Annotated in this window: 10 protein-coding genes; all 10 read left to right on the top strand. The window is 66.0% G+C overall.

Going from position 1 to position 12,214, the window contains the following annotated elements:
• Window positions 1-44: 44 nt before the first annotated feature.
• The 10 genes from AC731_RS11325 to AC731_RS11280 are packed head-to-tail and all read left to right on the top strand — an operon-like array spanning window position 45 to window position 12,205.
• Window positions 45-1,592 (top strand): XrtA system polysaccharide chain length determinant, encoded by a 1,548-nt coding sequence (locus AC731_RS11325; protein WP_004258392.1) that lies wholly within the window; start codon window positions 45-47, stop codon window positions 1,590-1,592.
• Between the two features lie 14 nt (window positions 1,593-1,606).
• A complete protein-coding gene (locus tag AC731_RS11320; RefSeq protein WP_048706136.1) occupies window positions 1,607-2,560 on the top strand; it encodes an XrtA-associated tyrosine autokinase in 954 nt (317 codons plus the stop codon).
• A 13-nt stretch (window positions 2,561-2,573) separates the two neighbouring features.
• Entirely contained in the window at window positions 2,574-4,064 is a 1,491-nt protein-coding gene (locus AC731_RS11315) for a TIGR03016 family PEP-CTERM system-associated outer membrane protein (protein ID WP_048710046.1), read from the top strand.
• A gap of 11 nt (window positions 4,065-4,075) precedes the next feature.
• On the top strand, window positions 4,076-5,152 hold the full coding sequence (locus AC731_RS11310) for an XrtA/PEP-CTERM system-associated ATPase (RefSeq protein WP_004258401.1): 1,077 nt from the start codon (window positions 4,076-4,078) through the stop codon (window positions 5,150-5,152).
• On the top strand, window positions 5,149-6,345 hold the full coding sequence (wecB, locus tag AC731_RS11305) for a non-hydrolyzing UDP-N-acetylglucosamine 2-epimerase (protein ID WP_048706132.1): 1,197 nt from the start codon (window positions 5,149-5,151) through the stop codon (window positions 6,343-6,345). Before AC731_RS11310 ends, wecB begins: the two co-directional genes overlap by 4 nt.
• 2 nt (window positions 6,346-6,347) lie before the next feature.
• Window positions 6,348-7,190: an XrtA system polysaccharide deacetylase gene (locus tag AC731_RS11300; RefSeq protein ID WP_048706130.1), complete on the top strand. Its 843-nt coding sequence runs from the start codon at window positions 6,348-6,350 to the stop codon at window positions 7,188-7,190.
• Between the two features lie 29 nt (window positions 7,191-7,219).
• On the top strand, window positions 7,220-8,269 hold the full coding sequence (locus AC731_RS11295; protein ID WP_048706128.1) for a FemAB family XrtA/PEP-CTERM system-associated protein: 1,050 nt from the start codon (window positions 7,220-7,222) through the stop codon (window positions 8,267-8,269).
• A gap of 4 nt (window positions 8,270-8,273) precedes the next feature.
• Entirely contained in the window at window positions 8,274-9,506 is a 1,233-nt protein-coding gene (locus AC731_RS11290) for a TIGR03087 family PEP-CTERM/XrtA system glycosyltransferase (RefSeq protein ID WP_048706126.1), read from the top strand.
• A 6-nt stretch (window positions 9,507-9,512) separates the two neighbouring features.
• Complete coding sequence (gene xrtA / locus AC731_RS11285) at window positions 9,513-11,033, top strand: exosortase A (RefSeq protein ID WP_048706124.1); 1,521 nt, start codon at window positions 9,513-9,515, stop codon at window positions 11,031-11,033.
• A complete protein-coding gene (locus tag AC731_RS11280) occupies window positions 11,030-12,205 on the top strand; it encodes a TIGR03088 family PEP-CTERM/XrtA system glycosyltransferase (protein WP_048706122.1) in 1,176 nt (391 codons plus the stop codon). Before xrtA ends, AC731_RS11280 begins: the two co-directional genes overlap by 4 nt.
• Window positions 12,206-12,214 lie beyond the last annotated feature (9 nt).

The following is a 12,214-nucleotide window of genomic DNA, read 5'->3' as shown; positions in this document are numbered from 1 at the left end:
CGCACGTGCGCGACGGCGGGCTCCGTGTCGATTGAAGAAACTCGATGGAAGAACTCGTAACACAGATCGTCGGATACCTGCGCGGCATGTGGCGCTTCCGGTGGTGGGGGCTGGCGTTCGCCTGGGTCGTCGGGCTCTCCGCAGGCGTGGCCATCTACCTGATGCCGGACCGCTACGAGTCCACCGCCCGCATTCATGTCGATACACAGTCGGTTCTTCGTCCGCTGATGTCCGGGCTGGCGGTCCAGCCCAACATCGACCAGCAGATCGCCATGCTGAGCCGTACGCTGATCAGCCGGCCCAATGTCGAGAAGCTGATCACCATGGCGGATCTCGATCTCGACGTACGCACGCCCGAGCAGCGCGAGGCCTTGATCACCCGTCTCGCAAGGGATCTGCAGATTCGTTCGGCGGATCGCACCAACCTGTTCGCGCTCGCGTACTCCGATACGAAACCCGAGCGGGCGCAGCGTGTCGTGCAGTCGCTGGTTTCGCTGTTCGTCGAGTCCGGGCTGGGCAGCAAGCGGCAGGACTCGGACGCTGCCCGCCGCTTCATCGAGGAGCAGATCCGCAACTACGAGCAGAAGCTTGTCGAAGCCGAGAACCGGGTAAAGGAGTTCCGGCTGCGCAACATGGGACTGCTCGGCGACGGCGGACGCGACTACATCACCCAGATCGCTCAGCTCAATGCACAGCTCCAGCAGGCGCAACTCGAGCTTCGCGAGGCCGAGAACGCGCGCGACGCCATGCAGCGCCAGCTCGTCGGCGAGGAGCCGGTCCTGCTGCCGCAGACGCCACCGAATTCGGCGGTGTCCATTCCCGAGATCGACGGGCGCATCGAAGCGCTCCAGCGCAACCTCGACGGCCTCCTGCAGCGTTACACCGATCAGCATCCGGATGTGATCGGCGCCCGCCGCGTGATCGAGGATCTCGAGGCGCAGAAGCGCCAGCAGATCGAGACGATGCGGGCTGCGGGCGGGGGTTCGCAGTTCGGGGCGCTGAACTCCAACCCGGTGTTCCAGCAGATGAAGCTCGCGCTGGCCGAGTCGGAATCGCGGGTGGCGTCGATGCGCGCGCGCGTGGCGGAGTACCAGGGGCGCCTCGACCAACTGCAGGAGCTCGCCAAGCGGGTGCCCGAGATCGAGGCGGAGATGGCGCAGCTCAACCGCGACTACAACGTGAACAAGGCGAACTACGACAGTCTCGTGTCCCGACGCGAGTCAGCGGCGATTTCGGTCGAAATGAACACGCAGGGCGGGATTGCCGATTTCCGCGTGATCGATCCGCCGACGCTGCCGACCGCGCCGTCGGCGCCCAATCGTCTCCTGCTGCTGCCACTTGCGGCCCTGGCAGGCCTGGGTGCCGGTTTCGCGCTGACTTTCCTGATCAGCCAGCTCCGTCCAGCATTTGCCGACGGGCGCATGTTGCGTGAGGTCACCGGCCTTCCGGTGCTGGGGGTCGTGTCGATGCTTCAGACCGATGAGCGCAGGCGCAAGCGGCGGAGGGGGCTGCTTGCGTTCGGCGGGGGCGTGCTCGCGTATGCAGCGAGCTTTGCCGTTGCCGTCGTCGCACTCAAACTGATCCAGGGCTGAATGGAAACGCTACGATGAGCCTTATCGAAAAAGCCGCACAGCGGCTAGACCAGCTGAAGCAGGCCTCGGCCGAGCCCGAGGACGAACTGCTCGTCAAGCCCGCCGCGACTGTGCCTTCCTCCACGCCGGCAGAGCCGGCACCCGCGACGGAGGCTGCCGGTGTGCAGTCATCGGAGGTGCCGAAGGCCGACAGCCACACCTTCAGCCGTGTCGTATCCCGCGTTGCCCAGATCGATCTCGGACGGCTTCACTCGCTCGGAATGGTGACGCCCGACCGGCCGCGCAGCACCACTGCCGAAGAATACCGGGTCATCAAGCGCCCGCTGCTTCGGAACGCCACGGCCACGGGGGCCGCGAAGATTGACGACGGCAACCTGATCATGGTGACCAGCGCCCTCCCGGGCGAGGGCAAGACCTTCAACTCGGTGAACCTCGCCATCAGCATGGCCATGGAGCTGGACTACACCGTCCTCCTCGTGGATGCGGACGTCTCGCGGCCTTCCGTCCTCCGGCAACTCGGCCTGCCGCCCGAGAAGGGACTGATGGACGTGCTTGCCGGCGACGTCACCGACCTCAGCGATGTCCTGCTTCGGACCAACATCGAGAAGCTCTCGATCCTGCCTGCCGGCATGCCGCACCAGCGTGCGACCGAACTGCTCGCCTCCGAGGCGATGACGCGCCTGCTCGAGCAGATGGCGACGCGTTATCCCGACCGCATCATCATCTTCGATTCGCCGCCGCTGCTGGTCACGACCGAGTCCCGTGTCCTTGCCACCCACATGGGGCAGATCGTGATGGTCGTGGAAGCCGAGCGCACCACGCACGCAACGATCAGGCAGGCACTGGCAACGATCGAGAGTTGCCCGATCAAGCTGATGGTGCTCAACAAGTCGCGCGAGCGCAGTCCCGGCTCCTACTATGGCTATGGTTACTCTTATGGCGATACTCCGCGGGAACAGGCGGCCTGAAGTGCGCGCACGCATGCAGGCCATGCCGCCGTTGCTGTCGGTGCTGACGCTCGCTGTCGTGGCCACCGCACCGGCGTTCGCACAGACGGTGACCGTGACGCCGACGCTCAATACGCGGCTCACGTGGACCGACAACGTCGACACCGATGGCGAAGATCCCAGGCAGGACTGGATTGCGGAGGTCTCTCCCGGCGTATCGGTGTCGCGCGCTTCGGGCCGGTTTCGCGGCTACCTGGATGCGAGCCTGCGTAACCTCGTTCATGCCCGGGAAACCGACCAGAACGAGACCTATCTTGCGTTTCAGGGCAACGGCGAGTTCGAGGCCATCGAAGACGCGGTGTTCATCGCGGCGTCGGGCTCGATCAGCCGCAACAGCACCTCCTCGTTCGGTCGTCGCTATAGCGGCGATGAGCTGAGCGCCAGCGAGGACAACGAGACGCGCGTATGGTCCATTGCACCGCGCTACGAGTTCAGGTTCGGCGATGCGGGGGCGGGGCGGCTCGGCTATGAGTCGCGCTGGCTGCAGGGTGGAAGTGCGAGCATCGGCGACCAGCACCAGAAGCGCTGGACCCTCGGCCTGTCCGATCCGGGGGCGTTCAGGCTCTTCGGCTGGGGGGTCGATTACGTCCGCACTGACAACAGCTATGAGGAAGAGCAGGGGCGCGACGTGACGCAGGACGTCGGTCGTGCCACCTTGTTCGTCAATATCGACCCCCAGTTCCGAGTGCGCGCGATCGGGGGATACGAGTCGAATGATTACGCGGTCGCCGACGGCGAAGAGGGTGCGATCTGGGGGATGGGGTTCGACTGGTACCCAACCGAGCGGACCAACATCTCGGTCACGGGCGAGGATCGGATCTTCGGCACCGGTTACGACGTCCAGGTCCGCCATCGCATGGCGCGCTCCGTCTGGAATGTTTCCATCAGCCGCGACATCACCTCTTCGCTCGATGAGCTGGCGGGTGGGTTCGTCCTTGACCCGGTTTTCCAGCTTTTCTATCAGCTGACCGACCCGGCGTTGCCGGAAGCCGAGAGGGTTCGCATCGCACGCTCGGCCTACGAGCGGGCCGGAGGTGTGGGTATTCGCACCAACGCCTATTTCGTCCAGCGCTCGGCGCGCGCGGGCGTGACGTTCACCGGTGCCCGCAACACCCTGTCGGTTTCCCTCAATCAGACCGAGCGCCAGCGCCTGAATACCTTCTCGGGTTTCCTGCTGACCGACGACTTCAGCGAGTTCGACTACATCAAGACACGCTCGGCCTCTGTCTCGCTGACGCACAAGCTCTCGGGCCTCGCGACGCTGAACGGCGCGCTCACGCGCTCCAGGTCAGAAGGGCAGGGTGACAGCAACCGCGAAATTGATCGCTCCATCTACACCCTCGGTGTGACGCGCAAACTTGGCCCCGACACCACCGGTGGTCTCAGCTACCGACATCAGAAGGCCGAGGGAAGCGACGACTACACCGAGAACGCCGTCACCGCCACGCTGGGCATGCGCTTCTGACCGGACACCCGATGTACGAATCCTTCTTCAAGTTCAAGGGCAAGCCCTTCCAGCTCAACCCCGATCCGTCCTTCTTCTACGGCAGCCGCGGGCACAAGCGCGCGATGGCGTATCTGGAGTACGGCCTGCACCAGAGCGAGGGCTTCATCGTCATCACCGGCGAGATCGGTGCGGGCAAGACCACGATCGTGCGCAGCCTGCTCGAGCACCTCGACCCCGCAAAGGTCGTGGCAGCCAACCTGGTCAGTACCCAGATCGACGCCAGCGACATGTTGCGCATGGTTGCCGCCGCATTCGGCGTGCCGAGCCGGACGCTGGACAAGGCCGGCCTGCTGCTGGCGCTGGAGACCTTCCTGGTGTCCGTGGCCGCCTCCGGCAAGCGTGCGCTGCTGATCGTCGACGAGGCGCAGAACCTCACCCCGGCGGCGGTCGAGGAGTTGCGCATGCTGTCGAATTTCCAGCTCGAGGACCACGCGCTGCTGCAGAGCTTCCTGGTCGGGCAGCCCGAGTTCCGCGACATCATGCAGAGCGGCGAAATGCAGCAACTGCGCCAGCGGGTGATCGCGTCCTACCACCTCGGGCCGCTCGATTCGCAGGAAACGCGCGGCTACATCGAGCACCGGCTCGGCCACGTCGGCTGGAACAACGACCCCGCCTTCGAGCCCGGCGCCTACACCGCCATCTACGGCTACACCGGCGGCATCCCCCGCAAGATCAACACCCTGTGCGATCGTCTGCTGCTGGGTGCCTACCTGTCCGAACGGCATACGATCGGCGAAGCCGACGTGCGCGAGGTCATCGAAGAACTGAAGGAAGAGTTCGCGGCGGCGGGGGCACGTGCAGTGCATACCGCGGGCGCGCCACACCATCCGCAGGGCCTGGCATTCGATCAACTGGCGCTGGAGCGCCTGCAGGTCGCGCCCGAACTGGCCGATCAGGTTGCGGGCATGGCGGCCGGGTTCGACATGCAGCGCATCGAGGCCCGCCTGGCCGGCCTCGAGCATTCCGTCTCGGCCACCTTGAATGTCCTCAACCAGTTGCTGCAGGCCGTGCGCCGCGATGCGCCTGCCAGCGAGAAGACGCAATGACCCTCTCGACGTTGACCGCCCCGCCGTTTTCTATCGCTCCGTCCGCCGCGCCGGTCATCTGCATCGTCGGTGCGCGCCCCAACTACATGAAGGTGGCGCCGATCATCAAGGCCTTCGCGGCCCACAATCCGCCGATTCCGACACTGCTGGTGCACACCGGGCAGCACTACGACCCGGCGATGAAGGACCGCTTGTTCGCCGACCTCGATCTGCCCGAGCCCGACGTCAACCTGGCTGTCGGCTCCGGTTCGCACGCGGTGCAGACGGCTGAGGTCATGAAGCGCTTCGAGCCCGTCATCGACCAGCATGGCGCCCGTGCGGTGCTGGTGGTGGGTGACGTGAATTCCACGCTGGCCTGCGCGCTTGTCGCCAGCAAGCGCCACATTCCGGTGGTGCATGTCGAGTCCGGCCTGCGCAGCTACGACCGCCGCATGCCCGAGGAAATCAACCGCATCCTCACCGACCAGCTGTCGGACGTGCTGTACACCACCGAGCGCAGCGCACACGACAACCTGGCGCGCGAGGGGATTCCTGACGAGCGGGCGGTCTTCGTCGGCAACGTCATGATCGACAGCTTGCGCGCCAGTCTGCCCAAGGCCGTGCCGGCCGCCGAGCTGCTCGCCGCCGCAGGCCTGGATGGCAGCCGCATCGCGAACGGTTATGGGGTCGTCACGCTGCACCGGCCGTCCAACGTGGACAGTGCCGACACGCTCGGCCCGATCATCGACGCCCTGCGCGAGGTCAGCCAGGCGCTGCCGCTGATCGTCGCGCTGCATCCGCGCACCCGCAACAACCTCGAGCGCTTCGGCATGCTTGATCGACTCGACGGCGATGGCTTCCTGATCCTTCCGCCGCAGGGCTATCTCGAGATGCTCGGCCTGATGTCGGGCGCGCGCCTGGTGCTCACCGACTCGGGCGGCATCCAGGAAGAGACCACGGCGCTGGGCGTGCCCTGCGTCACCATCCGCGAGAACACCGAGCGCCCGATCACGGTGGAGCAGGGCACCAACACGCTGGTGGGGATCGCGCCCGAGGCCATCGTGGCGGCGGCGCGCACGATCCTGGCCACCGGTGGCAAGGCCGGTCGCATTCCCGAATACTGGGACGGCCATACCGCCGAACGGATCGCGGCCCACCTGTACGACTGGTTGGACGCACAGGCCAGTGCCGAACCCCAGGCCGCAAAGGTGTGACCATGAGCAGCAGCCGCATCACCAATGCCTTCACCTGCGATGTCGAGGACTACTTCCAGGTCTCTGCGCTGGCGCCGCACTTTCCGCGCGAAGGCTGGGACGCCGTACCCTGCCGGGTCGAGCGCAACGTCGACCGCATCCTCGCGCTGCTCGATGGCCACGGTGCCCGCGGCACCTTCTTCACGCTGGGCTGGATCGCCGAGCGCTTCCCGCAACTCATCCGCCGCATCGCAGACAACGGCCACGAGGTCGCCAGCCATGGTTACGGTCACGAACGCGCCAGCGCCATGACGCCCGAGGCCTTCACCGCCGACATCCGTCTGGCGAAGGCCGTGCTCGAGGACATCACCGGACAGGGCGTCAGCGGCTATCGGGCGCCGAGTTTTTCCATCGGTACCAACAACCTGTGGGCGCACGACTGCATCGCTGAAGCCGGCTACGCCTACAGTTCGAGCGTCTATCCGGTCAAGCACGACCACTACGGCATTCCCGACGCACCGCGCTTTCCGTGGCGCCTCGAGAACGGGCTGATGGAAGTGCCGGTCACCACGCTGCGCGCCTTTGGCCGCAACTGGCCGGCCGGTGGCGGTGGCTTCTTCCGGCTGCTGCCCTACACGGTGTCGCGCTGGCAGATCGCCCGCGTGAATGCGGCGGACAAGCGCCCGGCGATCTTCTACTTCCATCCGTGGGAGATCGATCCCGGGCAGCCCCGCGTGCGCGAGGCCACGGCCAAGACCCGCTTCCGCCACTACATCAACCTCGAGCGTACCGAATCGCGCCTCGATCGCCTGCTGTCCGACTTCGCCTGGGGGCGCGCGGATGAAGTCTTCCGCGACGCGGCCTGAACACGACCTGAGTTCGCCCTGAGGACGCCATGGACAGACTGCCGATCAAGGTCCGCACACTCACGCCCGCCGATGTCCCGCGCTGGGACGCCTTCGTGCGCGCCTGCCCGCAGGCGACCTTCTTCCACCTGTCGGCCTGGCAGGGCATCGTCGAGGACGTGCTGCGGCACCGCTGCTTCTTCCTGTTCGCCGAGCGCGCGGGCGAGATCATCGCCGTGCTGCCGCTGGCCGAGGTCAGGAGCCGGCTCTTCGGCCATGCGCTGACCTCGCTGCCGTTCTGCGTCTATGGCGGCATTGCCGCGGCGGACGATGCCGGGCCCGAGGCCGTGTCCGCCCTCGAGGCCGAGGCCGACGCGCTCGCCCGCAAGCTGGGCGTGCAGCACCTCGAATACCGCAACCTTCAGGTCCGCCACGACGACTGGCCGCGGCAGGACCTCTACGTCACCTTCCGCAAGGCCATCCTGCCCGAGGTCGAGGACAACATGCTCGCCATCCCGCGCAAGCAGCGCGCGATGGTGCGCAAGGGCATCAAGAACGCGCTCGTCAGCGAGATCGACGCCAACGTCGACCGCTTCTTCGCGCTCTACGCCGACAACGTGCGGCGCCACGGCACGCCGGCGCTGTCGAAGAAGTTCTTCCAGCGTCTCAAGGACAGCTTCGGCGAGGCCTGCGAGGTGCTCACCGTCACCGACCCCGCGGGCAAGCCGCTGTCCAGCGTGCTCAGCTTCTATTTCCGCGACGAGGTGCTGCCGTACTACGCCGGCGACGACCTGGCCGCGCGCGACCTGGCCGCCAATGACTTCAAATACTGGGAGCTGATGCGCCGCGCCTGCGAGCGTGGCTGCAAGGTCTTCGACTACGGCCGCAGCAAGGTCGGCACCGGTCCTTACAGCTTCAAGAAGAACTGGGGCTTCGAGCCGCAGCCGCTGTCCTACGAATATCGCCTGTACAAGCGCGACAGCGTGCCGCAGAACAACCCGATGAACCCGAAGTACCGCGCCTTCATCGCGCTGTGGAAGCGCCTGCCGCTAGGCGTGGCCAACGCGATCGGGCCGCACATCGTGCGCAACCTGGGGTAGGGCTTTGGCTGATCCGCGCGCTTCCCTTCCTCCGGTCCTGTATCTGGTGCACCGCATCCCGTACCCGCCCAACAAGGGCGACAAGGTGCGCTCGTTCAACATCCTGCGCCAGCTGGCGCGCACCCGGCGCGTCTTCCTCGGCACTTTCGTCGACCATCCCGACGACCGCCAGCATGTCGCCCGGCTTGGCGAATGGTGCGAGGACGTCTGCGCGGTCGAACTCGATCCGCGATTCGGCCGCATCAAGAGCCTGCGCGGCCTGCTGACCGGCGAGGCGCTGAGCCTCCCGTACTACCGCAGCGCGCGCCTCGCGCAATGGGTGCGCACCACAGTCGCGCAGCATGGCATCACTCAGGCGGTGGCCTTCTCGGGGCCGATGGCCCAGTATCTCGACGTGCCAGGCCTGCAGCGTCGCATCGTCGATTTCTGCGACGTCGATTCGGCCAAGTGGACGCAGTACGCCGCCGACCGGCCGTGGCCGATGTCCTGGCTCTACCGCCGCGAAGGCGATCGCCTGCTGGCCTTCGAGCGCAGGGCGGCCATGGCCAGCGATGCGAGCCTCTTCGTCACCGAAGCCGAGGCGGCCCTGTTCATCCGCTCGGCACCCGAGGCGCGCGAGCGCACGCAGGTCATGCAGAACGGCGTGGATGCGGACTTCTTCTCGCCGGCCAACGGCGGCGAATCGCCCTATCCGGCGGGTGACCCGGTGATCGTGTTCAGCGGCGCCATGGACTACTGGCCCAATATCGACGCCGTCACCTGGTTCGCCACCGAGCTGCTGCCGCAGATCCGCTGCAGCGTGCCAGAGGCGCGCTTCTGGATTGTCGGCATGAATCCCGCCCCCGCCGTCCAGGCCCTGGCGGGCGAAGGCATCACCGTCACCGGTACGGTGCCGGACGTGCGTCCCTACATCGCCCACGCCGATGTCGTCGTCGCTCCGCTACGCATCGCGCGCGGCATCCAGAACAAGGTGCTGGAAGCCATGGCGATGGCGCGGCCGGTGGTGGTGTCGGCAGAGGCCGCCGTTGGGCTTTCCGCCCGTAAGGGAGAAGACTGCGAGATTGCACAGAATGGCGAGGAGGCCGTCCGTATGGTCACCCGGCTTCTGCAAGATCCAGACGTCGGCTGCGCGATGGGCGCCGCCGCGCGGCGCTGTGTGGTGGAAAACTACAGCTGGCAAGCCCACCTTGCCCGGCTCGATGTGCTCGCAAAGGATGCGCTCCCACGAGCGCGCTGATCCGCCATGACCCATACATACCGTGCCTTTTCCGTTGTCGCCCTCGCGCTCACACTCACGTTTCTGTGGGTGCTCGGCTGGTACTTGCAGACGGCGCAGGGTATCGCGGGTATCTGGTGGCACTCCGAAACCTTTGCGCACGGCTTGGCAGTCTTGCCTGCTTTCGGCTGGCTGGTGTGGCGCGCGCGGGATCGTGTCGGCAGCCTGCAACCACAGCCCACTGCCTGGATGACGCTACCCATCCTCGCCGCCGGATCGCTCTGGCTGCTTGGCGGTATGGTCAGCGTCGCAGCGGCACAGCACTTTGCGCTGTTCGCGTTGCTGGTTTCTGCCTTCGTCGGTGTGCTCGGCTGGCGGCTGAGTCGGGTGCTGCTGTTTCCGCTGTTGTTCCTCTTCTTCGGCGTGCCGATCGGCGAGTTCATGCTGCCCACGCTCATGCACTACACCGCCGAGTTCACCGTTTGGGCGTTGCGCCTGTCCGGCGTGCCCGTGTACCAGGAAGGGCTGCATTTCATCGTGCCCAACGGACGCTGGTCCGTGGTCGAAGCCTGCAGCGGGGTGCGTTACCTCATTGCCTCGCTTTTCGTGGGGGCGCTCTATGCCTATCTGCACTACACCAGCTTCAAGCGCCGCCTGCTGTTCATGTTCGTCGCCGTTGCAGTGCCCATCCTCGCCAACTGGCTGCGGGCGTACTTTATCGTCATGCTTGGCTATCTTTCCGACAACAAGATCGCGGTTGGCGTCGATCACCTCCTCTATGGCTGGGTCTTCTTCGGCGTGGTCATCTTCCTGATGTTCTGGATCGGCGGCAGATGGCAGGAGGCGCCGGCTCCCGTGGTGCCGCAAGGCGAGGCGGCCCAGGGTGATCAGGCGCGCGTCATGCGCGGGCTCGCGGTCCTGCCTGTGTTGGTGACCGTGGCCCTGTTCCCTCCCGTGCTCAAGCTGCTCGATGCTCCGGTTCCCGAGTTTCCGGTCGCGCTGTCCGCGCCCGCGCCGGCCGAAGGTTGGATCGATTCTCCTGGCGCGTCTTTCGACTATCGCCCCGTGTATGCGGGCGCTCGTGCCGAGATCTCGCGGAACTATGCAACTCATGAAAGCGCAGCGCCGGTGCTGCTCCATGCCGCCTGGTACTTCGGCCAGCGCGAGAACAGTGAAATGGTGGCCTGGGGCAATGGCCCCGCCTCACCCTCAATGAAGGACGTCAGCCTGTTGCGGACCTCGCGCACGCTTATCTTCGCAGGCCAGTCGGTGCGCGAGAGTCTGATCTCCACGCCACAGGGGCGCGTGCTCACCTGGCATTGGTACCGCATCAACGGCCGCAGCCTGGTAGGCGATGTCGAAGCCAAGCTGCGGCTGGTGCTCGACCGGCTGCTCGGAATGGCCGACGACTCCGCGGTCGTCGTGCTCGCTACGCCCGAGGGGCTGGATGAAGAAGCCGCACGCGCTCGCCTTCAGGCGTTCCTTTCGAGCCACGCCGCCGCGATCGAGCAAGCGGTGGAGGCGCCGGCACAGAGCATTCCGAGATGATCGTCCGGGGTTCCGTCGGCAAGGGTGACGAGCGTCCGCTGGTCATGCATGTGCTCTACAGCTTCGACGTGGGCGGGCTCGAGAACGGCGTCGTCAATCTCATCAACCACATGGCGTACGACCGGTTTCGCCACGCCGTGGTGGCGATTGCGCAGTGCGCACCGAGCTTTTGCCAGCGAGTACGACGAACGGATGTCGAGTTCATCTCGTTACACAAACCCCCCGGCCACGGCGTCAAGCTCTATCCGCGCCTGTACCGGCTGTTTCGCCAGACGCGCCCGGCCATTGTTCATACACGCAATCTTGCCGCGCTGGAGTTTGCGGTGCCGGCCGCGTTTGCGGGCGTGCGGGCGCGTGTCCATGGCGAACACGGCTGGGATACCTCCGACCCCGGCGGTACGCGGCGCAAGTACCAGCTGCTGCGCCGCGCCTACAGCCCTTTCGTCAATCGCTACGTGGCCCTTTCCGGCCAGATCGAGTCTTATCTGACTGATCGCGTAGGGATCGCCCGCGGCCGTGTCGAGCGCATCTGCAATGGCGTGGACACCCAGCGCTTCCGGCCTGCGGTGCAGCGGGCGAGTATTGCTGGCAGTCCGTTTGCCGACCCGGCGGCGGTCGTCATTGGCACTGTCGGCCGGTTGCAGACGGTCAAGGACCAGGTGAGCCTCGTGCGTGCAGTCGCCATCGCGCGCAAGCAGGGCGTGGACGGGTCGGCGTTGCGGCTACTCATCGCCGGTGACGGCCCGCAGCGCGCCGAGGTCGCGTCCGAAATCCGTGCCGCTGGCATCGCCGACATCACTTGGCTCGCCGGTGAGCGCAGCGACGTGCCCGAGGTCATGCGCGCCATCGATGTGTTTGCATTGCCTTCGCGCGCCGAGGGTATCTCCAACACCATCCTCGAGGCCATGGCCAGCGGCCTGCCGGTGGTCGCCACCTACGTTGGCGGCAATGCCGAGCTCGTCGTTGAGGGTGAAACCGGGGCGCTCGTGCCTGCAGAAAATCCCGACGCCATGGCACAGGCATTACTGCGCTACACTTCTGATGCTGCATTGCGGCAAAGGCACGGCGCCAGCGGACGGCAGCGCGTCGAGCAAAATTTCAGCATCGACAACATGGTCACGCGCTACACGCAACTCTACGAATCCCTGCTGCGCCCGACGGGCGCCCGATAACAAGGACTC

Origin of the sequence: Thauera humireducens (assembly GCF_001051995.2) — a bacterium.
GTDB classification, from domain to species: Bacteria; Pseudomonadota; Gammaproteobacteria; order Burkholderiales; family Rhodocyclaceae; genus Thauera; species Thauera humireducens.
The sequence above is the reverse complement of the archived record's forward strand: the minus strand, read 5'-3'. Positions and strand labels throughout refer to the sequence as shown.